At 62.7% G+C, this 20,185-nt stretch carries 18 protein-coding genes; 5 read left to right on the forward strand and 13 right to left on the reverse strand.

Translation table 11 applies throughout. The features are described 5' to 3' along the window. Positions 1–130: 130 nt before the first annotated feature. Positions 131–1,402, reverse strand: a complete 1,272-nt coding sequence (gene waaA, locus LU684_RS17430) for a lipid IV(A) 3-deoxy-D-manno-octulosonic acid transferase (RefSeq protein ID WP_016489473.1) — start codon at positions 1,400–1,402, stop codon at positions 131–133. Between the two features lie 11 nt (positions 1,403–1,413). Continuing rightward, on the reverse strand, positions 1,414–2,304 hold the full coding sequence (locus tag LU684_RS17435; RefSeq protein WP_016489474.1) for a LysR family transcriptional regulator: 891 nt from the start codon (positions 2,302–2,304) through the stop codon (positions 1,414–1,416). Between the two features lie 87 nt (positions 2,305–2,391). Between LU684_RS17435 and LU684_RS17440 the strand changes: the two genes are divergently transcribed. Then, on the forward strand, positions 2,392–2,724 hold the full coding sequence (locus LU684_RS17440; protein WP_060516868.1) for a DMT family transporter: 333 nt from the start codon (positions 2,392–2,394) through the stop codon (positions 2,722–2,724). Positions 2,725–2,812: 88 nt separating this feature from the next. Here the strand turns inward: LU684_RS17440 and LU684_RS17445 are convergent, their stop codons facing one another. Then, a complete protein-coding gene (locus LU684_RS17445; RefSeq protein ID WP_145913610.1) occupies positions 2,813–3,295 on the reverse strand; it encodes a hypothetical protein in 483 nt (160 codons plus the stop codon). Between the two features lie 293 nt (positions 3,296–3,588). On the opposite strand from LU684_RS17445, the gene LU684_RS17450 reads away from it, so the two are divergent. The 3 genes from LU684_RS17450 to LU684_RS17460 are packed head-to-tail and all read left to right on the forward strand — an operon-like array spanning position 3,589 to position 6,594. Beyond that, positions 3,589–4,764 carry an NAD(P)/FAD-dependent oxidoreductase gene (locus LU684_RS17450; RefSeq protein WP_023048667.1) on the forward strand — a complete coding sequence of 392 codons (1,176 nt, stop codon included), beginning with the start codon at positions 3,589–3,591 and terminating at the stop codon, positions 4,762–4,764. Next, complete coding sequence (locus tag LU684_RS17455; RefSeq protein WP_016489478.1) at positions 4,761–5,573, forward strand: aldo/keto reductase; 813 nt, start codon at positions 4,761–4,763, stop codon at positions 5,571–5,573. The genes LU684_RS17450 and LU684_RS17455 overlap by 4 nt, the downstream gene beginning before the upstream one ends. 52 nt (positions 5,574–5,625) lie before the next feature. Further along, entirely contained in the window at positions 5,626–6,594 is a 969-nt protein-coding gene (locus LU684_RS17460) for a hypothetical protein (protein ID WP_016489479.1), read from the forward strand. Positions 6,595–6,726: 132 nt separating this feature from the next. Here the strand turns inward: LU684_RS17460 and hldE are convergent, their stop codons facing one another. The 3 genes from hldE to LU684_RS17475 all read right to left on the reverse strand — a co-directional run bounded on the left by hldE (position 6,727) and on the right by LU684_RS17475 (position 11,278). Beyond that, positions 6,727–8,148 carry a bifunctional D-glycero-beta-D-manno-heptose-7-phosphate kinase/D-glycero-beta-D-manno-heptose 1-phosphate adenylyltransferase HldE gene (gene hldE / locus LU684_RS17465; RefSeq protein ID WP_016489480.1) on the reverse strand — a complete coding sequence of 474 codons (1,422 nt, stop codon included), beginning with the start codon at positions 8,146–8,148 and terminating at the stop codon, positions 6,727–6,729. Positions 8,149–8,278: 130 nt separating this feature from the next. Next, entirely contained in the window at positions 8,279–10,087 is a 1,809-nt protein-coding gene (gene msbA / locus LU684_RS17470) for a lipid A export permease/ATP-binding protein MsbA (RefSeq protein ID WP_016489481.1), read from the reverse strand. Positions 10,088–10,102: 15 nt separating this feature from the next. Beyond that, positions 10,103–11,278, reverse strand: coding sequence for an O-antigen ligase family protein (locus LU684_RS17475; RefSeq protein WP_024717358.1), 1,176 nt, complete (start codon positions 11,276–11,278; stop codon positions 10,103–10,105). Between the two features lie 101 nt (positions 11,279–11,379). On the opposite strand from LU684_RS17475, the gene LU684_RS17480 reads away from it, so the two are divergent. Further along, a complete protein-coding gene (locus LU684_RS17480) occupies positions 11,380–11,985 on the forward strand; it encodes a hypothetical protein (protein ID WP_016489483.1) in 606 nt (201 codons plus the stop codon). Between the two features lie 3 nt (positions 11,986–11,988). Here the strand turns inward: LU684_RS17480 and LU684_RS17485 are convergent, their stop codons facing one another. The 7 genes from LU684_RS17485 to LU684_RS17515 all read right to left on the reverse strand — a co-directional run bounded on the left by LU684_RS17485 (position 11,989) and on the right by LU684_RS17515 (position 20,128). Next, on the reverse strand, positions 11,989–13,080 hold the full coding sequence (locus LU684_RS17485) for a glycosyltransferase (protein ID WP_095116431.1): 1,092 nt from the start codon (positions 13,078–13,080) through the stop codon (positions 11,989–11,991). Positions 13,081–13,117: 37 nt separating this feature from the next. Continuing rightward, positions 13,118–13,891, reverse strand: coding sequence for a glycosyltransferase family 2 protein (locus LU684_RS17490; RefSeq protein ID WP_016489485.1), 774 nt, complete (start codon positions 13,889–13,891; stop codon positions 13,118–13,120). Positions 13,892–13,955: 64 nt separating this feature from the next. Beyond that, on the reverse strand, positions 13,956–14,912 hold the full coding sequence (locus LU684_RS17495) for a glycosyltransferase family protein (RefSeq protein ID WP_060516862.1): 957 nt from the start codon (positions 14,910–14,912) through the stop codon (positions 13,956–13,958). A gap of 48 nt (positions 14,913–14,960) precedes the next feature. After that, on the reverse strand, positions 14,961–16,364 hold the full coding sequence (locus LU684_RS17500) for a PIG-L deacetylase family protein (RefSeq protein WP_232894855.1): 1,404 nt from the start codon (positions 16,362–16,364) through the stop codon (positions 14,961–14,963). Beyond that, a complete protein-coding gene (locus tag LU684_RS17505; RefSeq protein ID WP_145913606.1) occupies positions 16,361–17,257 on the reverse strand; it encodes an antimicrobial resistance protein Mig-14 in 897 nt (298 codons plus the stop codon). Before LU684_RS17505 ends, LU684_RS17500 begins: the two co-directional genes overlap by 4 nt. After that, positions 17,257–18,387 (reverse strand): glycosyltransferase, encoded by a 1,131-nt coding sequence (locus LU684_RS17510; protein WP_232894856.1) that lies wholly within the window; start codon positions 18,385–18,387, stop codon positions 17,257–17,259. The genes LU684_RS17505 and LU684_RS17510 overlap by 1 nt, the downstream gene beginning before the upstream one ends. Continuing rightward, entirely contained in the window at positions 18,371–20,128 is a 1,758-nt protein-coding gene (locus LU684_RS17515; RefSeq protein ID WP_016489490.1) for a carbamoyltransferase family protein, read from the reverse strand. Before LU684_RS17515 ends, LU684_RS17510 begins: the two co-directional genes overlap by 17 nt. Between the last annotated feature and the right edge of the window lie 57 nt (positions 20,129–20,185).

Here is a 20,185-nt window from a genome sequence, read left to right on the forward strand (position 1 = left end):
ACCGGGTTGCTTTTGATGGCCTCATCGCCGGCAAGCCAGCTCCCACAGGTTCCTCACTGGCCTCAAACCCTGTGCAGTACCTGTGGGGGCTGGCTTGCCGGCGATGAGGCCAGGACAACCAAAGCAAACGTCAGCGGACAAGCGCATCCAGGCCATCGAGCAAGCGCTGCAACGCGCCCTGATTGGCCCGCATCACCGCCCTGCCCGCCTCGCCCATGCGCTGCGCATCCTGCGGCAACTCGACCAGCCGCCGCACCGCACCGGCCAGCCCGTCGGCATCGTCCACCTGCTGCAACGCCCCCGCTTCACGCAACATCGCGCTGATTTCGAGGAAGTTGAACACATGTGGCCCCATGAGCACCGGCAAGGCCAGCGCCGCAGGCTCCAGCGGGTTGTGCCCTCCCGTCGGCACCAGGCTACCGCCGACAAAGGCGATATCGGCCAACGCATAGAGGAACAGCAACTCCCCCATGGTATCGCCCAGCAACACGCGGGTCTGGGCATCGACCGGCGCTGCAGAAGAACGGCGCACGGTGGCGAATTGCTCGCTGCACAGCGCATGCACCGCAGCAAACCGCTCAGGGTGACGCGGCACGAGGATCAGCAAGGCATCGCCATGCACCTGCAACAACTGCCGATGAGCCTGCAGAATCAGCGCATCTTCACCGTCATGGGTACTGGCGGCAATCCACACCGGGCGCTGCTCGGCCCCCCACTGCTCACGCAATGCCTTGGCACGCGGTAGCAGTTGCTCATCGATCTTCAGGTCGAACTTGATCGAGCCGGTGACTTTTACGCATTCAGGGCGTGCGCCCAGATCACGGAAGCGCTGAGCCTCGGTTTCAGTCTGCACGGCAATCAGACTCATCTCGGCCAGCATCGGCCGGGTCAGCCTGGCAAAGCGCCCGTAGCCGCGTGCCGAGCGCTCGGACAATCGTGCATTGGCCAGCGCCACCGGAATCCCGCGTTTGGCACACTGGTGAATGTGGTTGGGCCACAGTTCGGTTTCCATGATGATGCCCAGCTTCGGCTGGACATGGTCGAGAAAACGCCCCGCAGCCCACGGCAGGTCGTAGGGCAGGTAGCAATGCTGCACGCGCGGTTCGTCGGCGAACATGGCGCGAATACGCTCGGAACCGGTCGGCGTCATGCAGGTCAGCGTGATCGGTAGTTCGGGATAAGCCTTGAGCAAGGCGCGAACCATGGGCGCTGCAGCAATGCTCTCGCCTACCGACACCGCGTGCACCCAGATCCCGCCCTGGTGCATAAGGGGCAGGTTGAGCGCAAAACGCTCGCCGATACGCTGCCCATAGGCTGGCGCCTTGCGCGCGCGCAGGTACAGGCGCAGCGCAACCAGCGGCAGGCCCAGGTGAAACAGCAAGGTATAGAGTGTTCTGTTCATGGCGGCGAAGTTTACCCGATCGCGCGCAGGTGCACTGCAAAGCGCTCTGCCAGCCACTGCGCGGCCGGGCCCAAGGGTTCATCGCGGCGCCAGGCCAGCTCGGCCACCAAGGCCGGAGGCCGCCAATCGCTGTCCAGTTCAACCATATGCGCTTGGTAGGTCGGATACTGCACCACATGCCGTGGTAACCATGCCCAGCCCAGGCCGCGCATCAGGAGTTCGGCCATGGCGTAGAAGCTGTCGGCGCGCCATACCTGAGGGCTGATCGCCTCGCCGCCGGGATAACCGCTTTGCTGTGGGGTGATCAGTAACTGCCGGTGGCGTGCGAGTTGTTGCCGGGTGACCCGGCCTTCGCCCGCCAGCGGGTGGCCGACCGCGCACACCGTAACCATCTCCACACTGCCCAGCGCCCGCCGCTCCAGCGATGCCGGGATGCTCTCGTGGAGGAAGAACAGGCCCAGATCGGCGCGCCGCTCCACCAGCTTACGCGCTACATCGCCCTGGGCACCGCTGGCCAGTTGCACCTCCAGAAACGGGTAGCGGCTGGCCAGTTCGTCGAGGCTGTCGATCACCGGCTGATACGGCATGGCTTCGTCCTGGGCAACCCGCAGCAGGGCTTCCTGGCCACGCATCAGCGCGAGCGCCCGGCCATCCAGGCGTTCGCACTGACGCAACAGTTCACGGGCATCTTCCAGCAAGGCCGTACCGTTTTCGGTCAGCCTGGGCTGGCGGCCGCTGCTGCGCTCGAACAAGGTGACGCCAAGGTCGGTTTCCAGCAGCGCGATGGCATTGCTTACGGCCGATTGCGCCTTACGCTGCTCGCGCGCAACGGCGGAGAACGAACGCAGCTCGGCAACCCGTGCAAACAGGCGCAGTTGTTCCAGGTCCCAGCGCTCTGCCATTAACCTATCTCCATTTCTGATAGGTAATGACTTTACCGCATCCAGGGCGCGTCTAGAATGCTCGACCAGTCACCGGAGAAACGCATCATGAACGCCTATACCTATCTCGCTATCGCCATCTGCGCCGAAGTCGTCGCCACTGCCTCCATGAAAGCGGTCAAAGGCCTGAGCACGCCGTTGCCTTTGCTTTTGATGGTGGTGGGTTACGGCATCGCGTTCTGGATGCTGACGCTGGTGGTACGCAGCATTCCGGTGGGCATCGCCTATGCCATCTGGTCGGGGCTGGGGATAGTGCTGATCAGCGTGGCGGCGCTGGTGATATACGGGCAGAAGCTGGATTTCCCGGCGATGCTGGGAATGGCAATGATCGTGGGCGGTGTGGTGGTGATCCAGCTGTTTTCCAAAACGACGGGACATTGAACATGAGTCATCCTGGTGCCGACAGTGCACTAACGCCTATCGGCAACAGGAAGAAACCACTGAGCATGTTGGGTTGTGACTTGTTTACCTAGCCGTTGATTCCCTTTTCATTGACCGAGATATTCAGTTGTGACATATAAAAATCGTTTCCCGCACTTTCAGCGACTGCGTTTTCGATAGCAAGGATTACCCCCTCATCCTCAACAACAAACTCCCCACCGTATTCGACAAAGTCGGCTGTTAACTGACGTTCGGGCACAACAATTTTCGTTCCGTAACGTACGGACAACCGTGGGGGATTGTTGTTACTGGCGTAACTTGCCACCATCAAGAACTTCACCTTGGTGCCAGGCGCATAACCTGAAATGACCTTATACATAATGATGCCTGGGCGCAGGTCCGCCCCCGAGTTGCTGTTATTGTAAAGTACACATTTATTTTCTTCCTTCGGATGCTTTCGGAAGCTCACGCCCGCGTGCTGGTTATAAAGACGCCAGCCATTCAAGCGTTCACGCTCTTTCTGTTCACCCGGCAGAAGCGCGAAATCCGTGTAATGTACAATTTTGCTCATAGCCATACCCCTTGCATTGTTGACCGCCTCTCTGTGCCACCGTGATGGCACCCACAAGAGAGACCAGCGTATCGACAGCGCCGCCAAGTCGAAACTGGCAAAAATAACAGTTGCCCTTGCGTATAAAACCCAACAGGTCGGTAAACTTCAGGCAGCCCGACTGGCCACACCAAGACAACGCCGCTTTTTAAATTACGTCCAAACCTTTAGTGAGATAGCGAGTTGCTGCTGCGGTGCACAGGGAATGCGCGTAGCTTGTATACTGCCCAGCTGTCCAACCTTGGAGGTAATCCATGCCAACCGCCATTTCCACTGACGTGCTGATCGTCGGCGCCGGGGTCGCTGGCTTGTGGCTCAATGCCCGGCTGCGCCGCCTGGGCTACTCGACCGTGCTGGTGGAACGCGCCAGCCTCGGCGGCGAGCAGACCATCAAGTCTCAGGGCATTATTCACGGCGGCACCAAGTACGCCCTGCACGGCGCCCTGACCGGCGCTTCGGAAGCCATCGCCGACATGCCACGGCGCTGGCGCGAGGCCCTGGCTGGCGACGGCGAACTCGACCTGGGGCGTACCCGTCTGCTATCCGATGCCCACTACCTGTGGTCGCCGGGGACCTTGGCCGGGAACCTCACCAGCTTCTTCGCCAGCAAGGCCGTGCGCGGCCGGGTCGACCAGGTTAAAGGTGAGCATCTGCCGCCCGCATTGCAGGACCGCGCGTTCAAAGGCAAGGTCTATCGCCTGGCGGAACTGGTAATCGATGTCCCGAGCCTGCTGGCCAACCTGGCCGAGCTGGCCGGCGACTCCCTGCTGGCAGGTGAACACATCGAACCGTTGCGTGAAGGTGATGCGCTGGTCGGCCTGCGCGTGGACGACCGGGAAATCCGTGCCCAGCGCATCGTATCAAGCGCCGGTGCCGGCACCGAAGGTTTGCTGCAGGCGCTGGGCCTGGACCAACCAGCCATGCAAACCCGCCCGCTGCACATGGTCATGGCCAAGGGACCGAACCTCAAACCCTTGTACGCCCACTGCCTCGGTGGCGGGCCCAAGCCGCGCGTGACGGTGACCACCCACCCGGCGGCCGATGGCCAGTGGGTGTGGTACCTCGGTGGTGACTTGGCCGAAGCCGAAGGCGTGGCGCGCGAACCTGCCGCTCAGATTGCTGCGGCGCAGAAGGAAATCGCCAACCTGCTGCCCTGGGTCGACCAGAGCCAGGTGCGCTGGGCCACCCTGCGAGTCGACCGTGCAGAACCCGCACAATCGGGCCTGGTACGCCCGGACAACGCATTCCTCGCGGACCAGCAACGCTTGATGGTGGGCTGGCCGACCAAGCTGGCTCTAGCACCCGACTTCAGCGACCGGGTAATCGCCAACCTGGAGCGCGACGGCATCCGCCCACAGGCACAAGCCGACCTGGCCGGCCTGCCACGTCCACCGCTGGGTGTACCCGCCTGGGAGCAACTGCTGCCATGACCCTGCCTACGTTGCACGATTTCCACCGCCCCCTGGGCAGCACCGGCTTCAAGGTGTCCCCCTTAGGCCTGGGCACAGTCAAGCTTGGCCGAGATCAGGGCGTGAAATACCCCACCGGCTTCACCATCCCCGGCGATGACGAAGCCCGCATGCTGCTGGCACAGGCCCGCGAATTGGGCATCAACCTGATCGACACCGCCCCCGCCTATGGCCGCAGCGAAGAACGCCTGGGCCCGCTGCTGCGCGGCCAGCGCGATGAATGGGTAATCGTCAGCAAAGTCGGCGAAGAATTCGACAACGGCCTGTCGCACTTCGACTTCAGTGCGGCCCACACCCGCCGTTCGGTGGAGCGCAGCCTGCGCCGCCTGGAAACCGACCGCATCGAACTGGTGCTGGTGCATTCCGACGGCAACGACCTGGCCATCCTCGAACAGCAGGAGGTCTACCAGACCCTGGCGGAGCTCAAGCAAGAGGGCAAGATCCTCGGCTTTGGCCTGTCCGGCAAGACCGTGGCAGGCGGCCTGAAAGCGCTGGAGCAAGGCGACTGTGCCATGGTCACCTATAACCTCAACGAACAGGCAGAACGCCCGGTGCTGGACTACGCTGCCGAACACGGCAAGGCCATCCTGGTAAAGAAGGCCCTGGCCAGCGGGCATATCTGCCTGGCCCCGGGCGTTGACCCGGTGCAGGCAAGCTTCGAGCTGCTGTTCGCCCACCCGGGTGTCAGCAGTGCTATCGTCGGCACCATCAATCCGCTGCACCTGGCCCACAACGTGGCCACCGTCGCCCGTATCCTGGGCCAGCACTGAGTTACCCCTGGCCCAAGGGCCAGAGGTACGACCCGACGCAAGGAGGAGCCTCGTGGCGCGAACGTTGATCCGCAAAAACCCGAGCAACTTCAAGACACTACCACTGCATGTCGAGGCAACGCCCGAAGGCCTGACCTATCAGAGCATCGGCATGCCGCTTAACTTTGCCCAGACCCAGCAGCGGCGCAAGGCCATTCAGCTGCCCGACACACAGCGCTTCGTGGTCGAACTCGCCAATCTGGGTGTGTCGGTGCGGCTTACCCTGCATTGGCAAAACCGTGATTACTGGGTGTTGGTACGTCAGCGTCGGCAAGACCGGGGCGATGTGGTGTTGAAACTGATTTCTGGCTATGTGCCGGCGCAGGAACTGAACCTCCCGCTGCACACGGCGGTTCAGGAAGTGGCCGAGGAATGCCTGCTGGAAACCCCGGAAGGCTGGCTGGGCGGGCGTTTCAACGACACCTGGCTGCCCGTGCCCTACGCCGCCGCCCTGCACTACCGCGAAACGCCACATTTCGTGCTTACCCCACAGTCCGGTGCCGCCCGCCCCGTGCACTGCAGCAAGCTGATGCTAATGGAGCGGCCACGGGCCTACGTGCACTTGCCCACCGCGTCGCTCCAGCTGATCTACGACATGCGTCTGCAGGTGCCTCGGGAAGCCAAAAAGCTCAGCTTGTTCCATGTCGACGAGCGACTGGAGGGTGACCAACTGGAAGCCCGCCTCAACCGCAAGCGGCCAGACCTGTATCTGATGCCGTTGAAGGACGGCCAGCCAGTGGCGGAGCTGTATACGCTGAAAAAAGATGAGCTGGTGCCGGCGAGCACACGCGGGCTGTATCTGGCCGAGAGTTTTGCCCGGCAGGAAGGCTGGGTGGTGACGGAGGAGCGGGTGCGTTGGAAGGACTGGGTCAAACAGCAGGGGTTGGTGGAGAGCAAGCCGGCGCGGGCGTCGCACCTGCAGCGGTTTGGCGACAAGGCCCGGGCGCTGCTGGAGCGCGCCCGCACCTCACTTCACAAGTGAGTCCCTGGGGCTGCTGCGCAGCCAATCGCCGGCACGCCAGCTCCCACAAGGCCTGTGCAGGACTCAAGGCCTGCGCTGTGCGTGTGGGAGCTGGCTTGGCGGCGATTGGGCCGCAAAGAGGCCCTGGCTGTATCAGTTCTTGCGAATCTTCTCGACAATCGCGGTAGTCGAGCTGTTCTCGACCAGGCCCAGCACCTTCACGGTGCCGCCATAGGCCTTGACGATATCAGCGCCTACCACTTGGTCGATGCCATAATCGCCCCCCTTGACCAGCACATCCGGCTTGACCTGGCTCAGCAGGTTTTCCGGGGTGCCTTCCGGGAAGCTGATTACCCAGTCCACCGCGCCCAGCCCGGCCAGTACGGCCATACGCCGGTCGACGCTGTTGATCGGCCGGCCCGGCCCTTTCAAGCGGCTGACCGAGGCGTCGTCGTTGACCGCGACGATCAGGCGATCGCCCTGGGCGCGCGCCTGCTCCAGATAGGTGACATGCCCGGCATGCAGGATATCGAAGCAGCCATTGGTGAAGACGATCTTCTCGTTGTGCGCCCGCGCATCATCGATGGCCAACAACAATTGCTCCAGGCCCAGCACGCCGCGCTCGGAGCCTTCCTCACGCTGGATTGCGCGGCGCAGCTCGGGGGCGCTGATCGCAGCGGTACCCAGCTTGCCGACCACAATGCCTGCCGCCAGATTGGCCAGGGCCACCGCATGGGGCAGGTCCTCACCCGCGGCAATGGCTGCGGCGAGGGTGGAGATGACGGTATCGCCGGCACCGGTCACATCGAACACCTCGCGCGCCCGCGCCGGCAGGTGCAGCGCAGGCTGGCCAACGCGCAGCAGGGTCATGCCATGCTCGCCACGGGTTACCAGCACGGCCCCCAGGTCCAGGTCCTGCAGCAGCTGCAAGCCTTTGGCAACCAGTTCGGCCTCATCGGCGCAACGGCCGACGATGGTTTCGAACTCGCTGAGGTTCGGGGTAATCAGGCTAGCGCCACGGTAGATGGAAAAGTCCTTGCCCTTGGGATCGGCCAGCACCGGAATGCCCTTGGCCCGTGCCGCCTGGATCAGGCTTTGGTGGTTCTTCAGAGCACCCTTGCCGTAGTCCGACAAGACCAGCACTTTGACACCTTCGAGCAGGCTGTCGACTTCGGCACCCAGCGATAGCGGGTCGGTGGCAAACGGCTCTTCGAAATCGATACGCAGCAGTTGCTGGTGACGGCTCATGACCCGCAGCTTGACGATGGTCGGCTGGTGCGCGATGCGCTGGAACACAGACCGCACCCCCGCAGCCTGCAGGCTGTTGGCCAGGCTGTCGGCGGCCTCGTCCTGGCCGGTAACGCCGATCAGCGACGCCGGTGCGCCCAGCGCAGCGATGTTCAAGGCAACGTTGGCCGCGCCGCCGGGGCGATCCTCGATCTGATCGACCTTGACCACCGGCACTGGCGCTTCAGGCGAGATACGCGAAGTACCGCCATGCCAGTAGCGGTCGAGCATGACATCGCCGACCACCAGAACCGGGGCTTGATCGAAACGCGGCATGGACAACTTCATGGGCAACCCATATGGAAATAATGAACAGGGGCAGGATATTAGCACAGGGTAGTCGACGGCTTTATGGCCAGATCGCCCCCGGAAAATTCCCGTGACAATCGGGGCCGTTACGGCCCCGATGAGGGAGGACTCAGGTGATATCGGCCTTGACCGGCTCATCCAGGCCCATGGCGTGCAGGCGGGCATAATGGCCATTAGCCGCGAGCAGTTCGGCATGGGTGCCGCGCTCTACCAGACGGCCCTGGTCCATGACCAGGATCTGGTCGGCCTTCTCGATGGTCGACAGACGGTGGGCGATCACCAGCGTGGTACGGCCTTGCATCACATGGTCCAGGGCAGCCTGGATGTGCCGCTCGGATTCGGTATCCAGGGCCGAGGTGGCCTCATCCAGAATCAGCAGCGGCGCGTTCTTCAGCAGTGCCCTGGCAATGGCCAGGCGCTGGCGCTGGCCGCCGGAGAGCAGCACGCCGTTTTCACCCACGTCGGTATCGAAGCCCTTCGGCAAGCGGTCGACGAACTCCTTGGCGTAGGCATCGGCCGCAGCGGCTTCGATGTCTGCGCGTGGGGCACCTGCCAGATCGCCATAGGCGATGTTGTTGGCCACGGTGTCGTTGAACAGGGTAACGTGCTGGGTCACCTGCGAAACGTGGCGGCGCAGGTTGCGCAGGCGGTAGTTCTCGATCTCCACACCATCGAGCAGGATCTGCCCCTGGTCATGGTGATAGAAGCGCGGGATCAGCGCCGCAAGGGTCGATTTGCCGCTGCCAGAGCGGCCAACCAGGGCGATCATCTGCCCTGGCTCGGCGACAAAGCTGATGTCGCTCAGCACTTCACGCTCGGTACCTGGGTAGGTGAAGCTCAGGTTGCGCACTTCCAGGCGGCCTTCCACACGGTCCTTCTCGACCGTACCGGTGTCCAGTTCAGGCTCTTCGTCCAGTTGCTCGAAGATGCTTTCTGCACCTGCCAGGCCCTTCTGGATGGTCGAGCTGACTTCCGACAACTGACGAATCGGCTTGGGCAGCAGGCCGGCAGCAGTGATATAGGCCACCAGGTCACCGGCGGTGGACTCACCACGCAGGAACAGCACCAGGAACATCAGCGCCGCCATGGCGCTGTAGATCACCAGCTGCAGCATTGGCGTGTACAGGGAGCCGGTCTTGGTCATGCGCAGCTGCTTGTCGGTGTTGCTCTGGCTGGCCTTGCTGAACCGCTGCTCTTCGTAAGCCTCGCCGCCGAAGCTACGGACAACGCGATAACCCTGGATGGTTTCCGACGCGACGTGGGTGACGTCACCCATCGCCACCTGGATCTTCTTGCTCTGCTTGCGGAATTTCTTGCTGGCGATGCTGACCATTACCGCGATCACCGGCAGGATGGCGACCATGACCAAGGTGAGGTGCCAGTTCATCCACAACAGGTAGGCGAACAGGAACACCACGGTCAGGCCTTCACGGATGACCACCTTGATTGCATCGGTGGCAGCACCGGTGACCATGGTCACGTTGAAGGTGATACGCGAAATCAGGTGCCCGGAGTTGTGGTTGTCGAAGTAGCGGTTGGGCAGTACCAGCAGCTTGTTGAACAACTCCACGCGCAGGTCGTGCACCAGGCACAGGGAAACCTTGGCCAGGAAATAGTTGCCAAGGAAAGACCCCAGGCCCTGCCACGCAGCGATCAGGATGATCAGCAACGGCACCGCCTGCAGCAATTGCAGGTCGCGCAGGTAGGGGACGTTGGGGAACAACACCGCTTCAGGGTTGCTCAGCCCATCGACAAAGTACTTGAGAATGCCGGCCAGCATCGGCTGGGTCGAGGCAAAGATCACGAAACCGACAATGCTCAGCAGGAAAATGCCGACATAGGGTTTCACATAGCCCAACAGCCGGAAATAGATCTTCAGGCTGGAGGTGTGCTCCGCCGGTCGCGGTGTTTCGGCCATTATCGAGCTCGCTGTTCAGGTTGAACCGGAAATTTTACCACAGGCGTCATTTTCGGCACGCCCCCATGGCAGCATCATGGCAAGGCCAACAGGCAGCCAGCTGATGAACCATTCTGCACGTGGCGTACCGGTAAGGCTGGCGGCATCGAACTGCATGGCCAGTGTCGAGTACACCCATAAGCCCAGCAGGAGCTTGCCGAACAGGGTACCGCGCGCGCGGATGATTTCACCCAGGGTGAACAACCACACCATGACCCAGAGCAGCATGCCAGGCAGGCCCATCTCCACGGCAACGTGGGTGAACATGTTGTGGGTGTGGTCGAAGTGCCTGCCCACCGCACTGACATCGTAGTCAGCCCCCAGGCCCAGGCCTGTCCAGGGGTGCGCGGCAATCATGTTGACCACGGCATGGAAAATTTCTGGCCGGTAGGATGAACCGCGCTCGGCGATCAGGTCATACGCCGCATACAAGGCAAAGCCGGTTGCAATGACTGCCAGGATGGCGAACACCCGGCTGTGGCGGTCACGGAACCACAGCGGTGCGATCATGACGGTGAGCACCAGGGCCAACAGCGCGCCACGGCTTTGACTGAGCACGGCAAACGCGCCAAGACAAGCCAGTGCGAGCACCCACAACAGCTGCGGGCCACGCTGCTGCGGCGGCTCATACAGCAGGAAAAGAACGGCCGAGCCAACGACATAAGCGCCCAGAATGGGGTGTGATATCTCGCCAATCCCGGCCAGGCGGACCAGCAACGGCTCACCCTGCAGCCCGTAGAAATTGATGATCGACACCAGCGCAGCGAGGGCCAGCAGGCCGCTCCCTAGCAGCAACAGCTGGCGAATCCTCGCAAGGCCAAGCTGAGCCAACAAGGGGAACGCGAGGAGGAACACCAGAATGTAGAGCAGCCGCTTGATTTCACGCCCCGTGTCCTCTGCGGGCGACCAGGCCAGGCTCAAGCCACTCCAGGCCAACAGCACCATCACACTCATCCATAGCGCCGGCTGACGCTTCCAGCCTTGCACCAGCACCTCGCGGGCGGACCATGCCAGCACCAATGTCGGTAGCCACAGGAACAGCACCAGGCCTTGCTGATAAATCTTGTTGCTCGGCGCCAGGGCAATCGCTGCCAGAAACCAGACCAGACCCAATCCCAGCCAGGCCTGCGCCCAGTTTTTTTGATACAGCATCCATTTCCCCCGATGAATCAAAAACACCATCCATGGTGCTAGAACATTATTTTCGGCATTATTGCCGGTCATTTTGCTCGCCAGACGACAAGGCTCTATTCATGCAATGCTCCCGGCTCACCCAGGTCGACTTCGATCAGCTGACACAAGGCGCACAGGTGCTTGAGGCAGACAGCCATGGCGCCAAAGTCTACCTGCTCGCGGATGGTAATTTCCTAAAGGTTTTTCGTAGGAAGCGGCTGATTTCATCTGCACTGCTGCGCCCATACTCCCAGCGATTCGTCGATAACGCCGCGCGGCTGGCGGAACTGGGTATCCCCACGCTCGAAGTGATCAGCCAGCACAAGCTCGACGTGCCAGGCCGCACTGCCGTGCTGTACCGCCCGTTACCCGGCCGCACCTTGCTGCAAATGTCGCGTGATGACGGCTTCAGCTGGGATACTTACCTGCCGCAACTGATCCAGCTGGTCCGCCAGCTGCACCGCAGTGGCGTGTACTTCCGTTCGTTGCACTTGGGCAATGTGGTGGTTACCCCCGACCAGCACCTGGGCCTGATCGATGTGGCCGACATGCGCTTCCTGCGCCCGCCGCTCTCGGCACGCATGATTCGTCGCAATGTGCAGCACATGGTGCGTTATATCGAGCGGGAGAACCTGGGCGACCAGTTCCCCCTCGCCGCCTTCGAGGCAGCCCTGCTGGCGCGCTGAGCGTCAGTTGCGCAACAGGCTCTGTGAGCCGGTACAGAAAGCCTGCCAGGCCTGCTCCGGCGCCAGTGCCTGACGCTGCCGCGCGGCAACCGCCGGGGCGCTGAGGGCTGTGCAACGCTCGATCGCATCAGCCCAGGCGCTTTCGTCGGCGATGGGCAGGTAGACCCCGGTGTCGCACAACTGTTCGCGGAACACCTGCAGGTCACTGCACACGACCGGTACATCGGCCATCACAGCCTCTTGCACCACCAGCCCCAAGCCCTCGGAACGCGAGGGCACCAACAGCCAGTCGAACGCTCGATACAGCAGCTGCAGGTCTTCGCGGTGACCGCGCAGATGCACGCGCCCAGCCAGGCCCAGCGCATTGATACGCTGCTGCAGCAAGGCATGCTGTGGCCCCTCGCCGATAATCGCCAGCTGCAGGCCTGGTTGCCGCGCACTGGCCTTGGCGAAGGCCTCGATCAGCATTTCAAATCCTTTGCTTTCAACCAACCGCCCTACCGCGCCCAGCATCACCCCGTCGGCCTGAGGCAGCTGCAACGCCTGCCTGGCCTGGTTCCGGCTCAGCAACGGTTCGACGAACGCCAGCGGGTCGAGCGCCATGCGCAGGGTCTGCACTGGCCTGCCCAGGTCATGTTCCAGCGATTTGGCCAGCGTATGCGACACGGCCGCGATGCTCAGCCGCTCGCCCGGAAACATGCGCAACAGGCGAATGTCACTGTTGTTCAGGCGCGTTTTGCCATGGAACAGCACCTTGGCCCGAACATGGGGAATGTTCCGCAGTAGCGGCAATACCAGCCGCGCAACCCCAATACCATCGAGCAGTACGATTTCTGCCTTGGCCTCTGTCAGCCCCTTGCGCAAGCGCATGCGCAACCACGGCCGCAGCAGGCGCCACAGGTGCCGCCCTTTCAGAGCTCGTGGTGGCATGTGCCACTCCCGTGTCGAACCGAGCCCACAGCACAGCCCGCTACCCAGCAGCAACCAGTTACTGATCCGGGCATCGGTGCCGGCGTGCGACAGCACTTGCCGATGCACCTTGTGGATGGACATGTACGGCGTTCCACCCGCCCACATCATATTGACGATGTTCATGGGCCCTCTCCCGCTCATGTCAGGTGGGACAGCGACTTCATTGAACAAAAAGGGTGATACCCATGCCGATCAAAGCACCTGTCACCAGCGTCAATGCCAGCTTGATACGATCACGTTGACGACGTTTGGCCTTGCGCGCCACTTCGATGGGCAAGGTCACGTGATTGCCAAAGCCAGTGTGCAACACTGCATCACCTTCCAAGGTGACCGCTGTCAAATTAAACTCAGCGTAGCGTCGGGAAAGCGCCTTCTCTCCAGCATAGGCGGCGAATGGCGCACAGCGCTGATAATCACTCAATCGACGCAGGCCGGGATTGAGCGAAAACGCTTGCCATTCGGCCTTGTCGGACAGCAGCGGATAACACGGCACGCCGGCAATGACCTGGCGATCGCCCAGGTGAATGTAAGGGCTGTGGATAGCCAAGTCATGTGCATGGCTGCGCAGCCACACTTGCAGCAGGTCAGGCCTGGCATCCAGGATAGCCCGCGAGTCTTCGACAAAGCTCTGGCGGTAGAAGTGCCAGTCGTCTTCGCAGTGGAAGATGTAAGGCGTCGTGACGTGACTGTAGGCCAGGTCGATCGAGGGCAACTGGCCGAGTTTGGGCCGGTTGACGAACACCTTGCAGTACGGTCTCCAGTGCTCAGGCACCGCAGCATGCACGGCATCGTCACCGGAATCTTCGGTGATGAACACTTCGCGAATGGGCGCTGTGTTGTAGCGATCGAAACTCTCAAGGGTGTCTTTGAGCAGATCGAACCGCCCACAACTGGTCACGACGAGCGTGACATCACTTTCTTCTGAAAAGCGCACCGGACTCCCTCCGCATTGCGACTATCGGCTTTCAACACCCGCTCCTGGGCGCGAAAGCTCTTGTTTAGATGCCCAGCGTCAGGCGTAGCCGCTGCCACGCAGACAACGGCGGGTGGGGCCTGAGCGCCGGGCGCATGTGGTCGACGATGCTACGTCCAACGGCGGCGAAACTGAAACGGGAAACCGCCAGATGGCGGCCATTTTCAGCAATCTGCCGGGCAAGTTCTGGGTCTGCACGCAAACGGCGGAGCTTTTCCTGAAGGGTCGGGATGTTGTCATAGAACACCACGTTGTGCATGTCTTCCAGGCCCAGCGCGCGGTTTTCTTCCTCGCCCTGGTCGTACGCCAGCAGTACACAGCCGCAGGCCATGGCTTCGAAGTTCTTGATCATGTATTCGCCCATGCCGACGTCGGCACTGACGAAGAAACGAATACGGTTGAGCGTGTTGCAGTAGTCTTCACCCGACTTGGTGCGGGTGACCAGCAGGTTCTCGACCTGCCCCAACTCATCCAGCAGCGCCTTGCGACCGCTGTAGGCCACGCTGTTGACACTGCCGACGAAGGCCAGTTCGATGTCGCGCTCACGCCCTTGGTCGGCCAGCAACTGCTCGTCATAGCCCTTGGGCACGAACACCGCATCGAAACCTTCCTGGCGCAGGCGCTCGCTGACCATGTAGCCAGAGCTGATCACCCGCGCCCATGGCAACTGGCGGTAATGGGCGCTGAACTTGCCGGTGTACTTGCACGGGATGTAGTTCTGGTAGGCGTCGTGCTCGAGGATGACCAGGTTCGGTACGGTACGGATGAAGGCCACCTGACGGATTTCCTGCTTGAAGCGCAGAAAGAACACGATGCGGTCATAACGCTCGACCTGCACTTCACGCTTGAAGTAGCGACGCAGGTTGCGCTGGTCTTCGCTGGTCAGCCAACGCAGGTCGCACTCGCAGTTGGCCGCGACGCCATCGTACAGGCGGTCGAGAATCGCCCGCTGTTCCTTCTGCACCAGAAATAGGACTTTCATTGCTTTCCTTGGGCGCTCTGCGCCATCGCGGTCAACCATTGGGCGTACTTACAGCTCGCGCCGCCAGAACAGTTCGTGTCGGCGCACGGCCTTGCGGAAGAACTCGTTCTCCCCATAAGGCGACGGCCGCCGTCCGGCCAGCCAGCGTTGCAGCAAGCGGCGCAGGCGGCGCTTGAATGGCGGGGCCGGCTGCAGGTCGTGCATCATGCCCAGGGCCATGGCCTTGTCGTGCTGGGTAGCCACGTCCAGGACCAGGCTGCAAGGTGCCCAGGCCTGCACAGCACTCAACTGCGGAGGCAAGGCCACACCATCGCCGCTGTCGCCCATGGGCCAGCGGTCGTTGTCATGCAGGTGGTTGGCGTAGCACAGCAGGGTTTGTGGCTGCCAGGCCAGGCCTTGCAAGGCCTCCAGCACCGCTGCCTGAGCGCAGATGTGATCGGGGTGCGGGTCGAGTTGCGGGTGCGGCATTACCAGGACTTGCGGCCTGGCCATTTCCAGCAAGGTACGCAGGTCGGCCAGCAGGTTGTTCCAGGTTGGCGCACCATCGCTGTCGGCCGGCAGCGGGAACGGGTTGAACTGGCGAAATACGCGGATATCGGCCAGCTCGGCCTCGCGTGACGCAACAGGCTGCTCTGGCGCGGCCTGCATGGCAGGCAACTGCAGGCAGAAGTAGCCCAGCTGTACGCAACGCGACTCCGGCACACCGGCCCAACGCGGCACGGCGATGCTGTCCCAGGCGCGCAGGCGGCCCTTCAGGCGCGCGGCCTCGGCCTTGCCCAGGCCCATCTGCTGATAGTGCTCGGCCTCGATTTCACCGGCGGTCAGCGTCACTACCCAGGTTTCATCTGCCTGGCTGTAAAGGCCATACGCAGCAAGCTCGGCGTCGTCGGCATGCGGCGCAATCACCATCACCCGGCGCCGTTGCAGTTCGACCGCCGGCGTTATCCACAGACGCGGCTCGCCCAGCAGCCGGCAATGGCGACCACGCAGGCGCAATGCGCCGGCCTGGAGCGGCGCAGCCAGGCCGGTCAGGTTGAGGAAGCGCACGCCATCGACGCCACGCTCGAAGGTTTGCCGATCGGCCTGCTCACCCGCCAGCAGCACGACCTGCGGGTCCAGGAACCGACCGAGCCAGCTGCCTTTTACCCGCAGCTCAAGCACAAGGGTTTCATCGCCCTGTAGCACGCAGTCGGCCTTGAGCAGGCCCGCGTGCAGGCTGGCAGGTACTTGCCGCGCCTGGTCACCGAAGTCGTAGGCGTAGTCCTCGCCGGGTGCGTAGAACAGGTGGTCGGCAAACCAGGCCTCGTGGGCGGCCCAGAGCAGCGGCAACAGCAACAGCGGCAGCCACCACCAGGCCAGTACACCGAGGGCGACCAGCGCAACCAGGCCTGCCAGCAAGCCCAGACGCTTGTTGCGCCGGTGGCGCTTGAGCAACTGCTGCTTACGGCTCACGCCTGATACACCGGCACAGGGTTGCACCAACGGTCCTTGTATTCGCGGTCGGCACGGCCGAACGAGAACCGCAATGGTTTGTTGCGCGCCCGGGCGTCTTCCCAGGCGGCCTGGGTATTGAGGAAACTCAGCACGCTGCCTGGGCTGAAGGCCTTGGTTTCAGGGTCTACACCGCCATTGATGTACTCGACGCTGACCCAGTCCGGCGCTTCGACGCGGTACACCAGCTGAATGGCAATCGGCTTGCCGTCCAGCATCAGCACAGAGCCGATCAGCAGCTCGCGCAGACGCTCCAGCACCTCGGCCATGCGCTCGGCACCGGTGGCAGGGAAGCCCCAGCGGCGCTGGAACAGGTCGCAGTAAATGCTGGCGATTTGCTGGGCACTGAAGTCGCTGATCGGGCGCACCACGCCACCCGCCTCTTCCAGCAGGCGCAGTTCGCGGCGCTGGTTGTAGCGGAATTTCTTCGACAGGTCTTCGTGCGCCCGCGCCATCGCCAGCTGTTCCTTCTGTTCCTTGAGGCCCGTGAAACGGCCCTGGCTCAGTTCGGACAGGTAGCGTGCGGTATGGCGCAACGGTGCAGCGGCATCGGCCGCAGCTGGCAGGATGATTTCGGCATTGCCCAAGTCGAACAGGGCTTTTTTGCCGGCACGCTTGAGCACGTCCTTGGCCAGCGCCAGGTGGCGCCCCCAGGTCGGGATGGCGGCTTTCAGCTCGCCGGCCTGATACCAGCCCAGGTAACGTACCGGGATCTGCGCCAGGTCAGCCAGTTGCTCGACCACCAGCGGATGGGTGGCGACACTGCCACCAAAACGCGCCCATGCCTCGGCGTAGGCCTTGGCGTCGATCGTTTGCCACCCGCGCTCGCGGAAGGCCTGGATACGATTGAGCATCAAGCCTGCCCCACCAGTGCACGTACCTGCGGCAACTGCCAGAAGGTCTCGCGTACCGCCTGGTCGGAGAAGCGTTCACGCAGGCGTTGCAGCATGTGCTCAGCACAGGCCTGGCGCTGTTCGGCGCCCAGCGTGGCCATATGCTCCAGGCCCTGAGCCAACTGGGCAGCATCGCCCAACGGGAACAGAACACCCACACCCTCGACCACTTCACGAGCCCCGCCGCAAGCCGTGGCCAGCACCGGTACGCCAGCGACCATGGCTTCGAGCAGGACCATGCCGAACGGCTCGTGGTCGGAGCTCAGGGCGAACACATCGAATGCCTCGAAGTAGCGGCGTGCATCCGGCACCTGGCCCAGGAAGCTCACCTGGCCGGCAATCCCCAGCTCGGCGGCCAAGGCCTTGAGCTCGGCCTCTAGCCGGCCCTTGCCGAGGATCGCCAGGCGCGCGCCGGCCGGCAGCTTGGGCAGCGCCTGGGCAAAACCACGCAACAAAGTGGCCTGGTCCTTGTCCGGGTGCAGGCGACCGACATTGCCGACGACCCACGCCTGCGTGTCCAGGCCCAGAGCCCGGCGAGCCTCGGCGCGCGGCACCAGGGCCGTTTGCAGGGCGTCGATGTCGATGCGGTTATACAAAGTCTGGATGCGTTCGGCTGGCCACTGTGGCAGGCAGCGGCGCATGTCGTCACGCACCGCGTCTGACACGCCCAGCAGGCTCAGGCGCTTGCTGAACAGGTTGGCGAACAGCCGGCGGCCTTTGCGCTCATAGTCGCCAAAGGCATGGTGCACGCCGATCACCGGCAGGCCGGTGCCCAGCAGGGCCACGTAGATGGGCTTGAAGCGGTGGGCAATGCAGAAGGCGAAGTTGCGCTCGGCCGCAATGCGCCGCAAGGCACGGATGGCACCGAGCTTGAGGCCACGCACGGCCTTGGAGCTGAACTCAAGGAACAGCACCTCGTCAGACGCGCAACCGGCCGCCACCTGCGGGTCGGCGGCACCGGTGAGGAACACCGTGGTGACCTGGTAGCCACGCCCCTGGAACAGGCTGGCGTACTGACGGGCACAGTCGAGGAACGGCCCGTCATAGCCATGGCAGAACTGCAGGATGCGCGGTTCAGAGCGGCTGGTCATAGGCGGCCGCGCCGTCCTTCACCACCAGGATGTCTTCCATGATCAGGTACTGCAGGTCCGAGCCGAAGAACATGTTCAGGGCATCGGTCGGCGAGCAGATCATAGGTTCACCGCGACGGTTGAGCGAGGTGTTCAGCGACACGCCATTGCCGGTCAGGTCTTCCAGCGCCTTCATCATGTCGTAGTAGCGCGGGTTGTACTCGCGCTTGAGCACCTGGGCACGCGAAGTACCGTCCTCGTGCACCACTTCCGGTACGCGGGTCTTCCACTCTTCAGCCACTTCGAAGGTGAAGGTCATGAACGGTGCCGGGTGGTCGACCTTGATCATCTGCGGGGCGACGGTGTCGAGCATCGACGGGCAGAAAGGTCTCCAGCGCTCGCGGAACTTGATCTGGTGGTTGATGCGGTCAGCCACGCCTTCGACGCTCGGGCAGCCGATGATCGAACGGCCACCCAGGGCGCGCGGGCCGAACTCCATGCGGCCCTGGAACCAGGCCACCGGGTTGCCGTCGACCATGATCTGGGCGATTTGCTGCGGCATGTTGTCGAGCTTGCGCCACTTGGGCTGGTTCGGGTGACGGGCGCAGGCGGCGATCACGTCTTCGTTGGAGTACGAAGGGCCGAGATACACATGCTCCATCTTCTCCACCGGTACGCCGCGGGCGTGGGAAACATAGGCTGCGGCGCCGACAGCAGTACCGGCGTCGCCGGAGGCCGGCTGGACGAACAGCTCTTTCACGTCCGGGCGGGCGATGATCTTCTGGTTGAGCTTGACGTTCAGCGCGCAGCCGCCGGCGAAGGCCAGCTTGCCGGTTTCACGCAGGGTGTCGCCCAGGTAGTGGTCGATCATCTGCAGCGCCAGCTTCTCGAACAGCGCCTGCATGCTGGCGGCGTAATGGATGTACGGCTCGTCTGCGATGTCGCCTTCGCGCTTGGGGCCCAGCCATTCGATCAGCTTCGGCGAGAAGTAGAAACCCTTGCCCTTCTCTTTATAGCGGCGCAGGCCAATGACGTTGGCGTAATCGGTGTTGATCACCAGTTCGCCGTTTTCAAAGCTGGCCAGCCGCGAGAAGTCGTACTTGCTGGCGTCGCCGTACGGCGCCATGCCCATGACCTTGAACTCGCCGTCGAGCATTTCGAAGCCGAGGAACTCGGTGATCGCACCGTACAGGCCACCCAGGGAGTCCGGGTCGAAGAATTCCTTGATCTTGTGGATCTTGCCGTTTTCGCCGTAGCCAAAGAAGGTGGTGGCGTATTCGCCTTTACCATCAATGCCGAGGATCGCGGTTTTTTCCTTGAAGCCGGAGCAGTGGTAGGCACTGGAGGCGTGGGCCAGGTGATGCTCGACCGGCTCGATCTTGACCTTTTTCGGGTCGAAGCCCAGCTGCTCCAGGCACCAGACGATTTTCTTGCGATAGCGCTTGTAGCGACGGTTGCCCATCAGGATCGCATCGAGGGCGCGATCCGGGGCGTACCAATAGCGCTTGGCATAGTGCCAGCGCGCCTTGCCGAACAGGCTGATCGGGGCGAACGGGATGGCTACCACGTCGACGTCGGACGGCTTGATGCCTGCCTGCTCCAGGCAGAACTTCGCCGACTCGTAGGGCATGCGGTTCTTCGCATGCTTGTCACGCACGAAGCGCTCTTCTTCGGCGGCGGCAATCAGCTTGCCGTCAATGTACAGGGCCGCGGAAGGGTCATGGCTAAGGGCGCCGGACAGGCCAAGAATCGTCAATGCCAAGGGATTAGCCTCTTCATTCGGTAAAAATGCGCCAGCGGCCTCATGGGCGGGTGGCGG

It is taken from the genome of Pseudomonas sp. NMI542_15 (assembly GCF_021283425.1).
Taxonomy (GTDB): domain Bacteria; phylum Pseudomonadota; class Gammaproteobacteria; order Pseudomonadales; family Pseudomonadaceae; genus Aquipseudomonas; species Aquipseudomonas fortuita.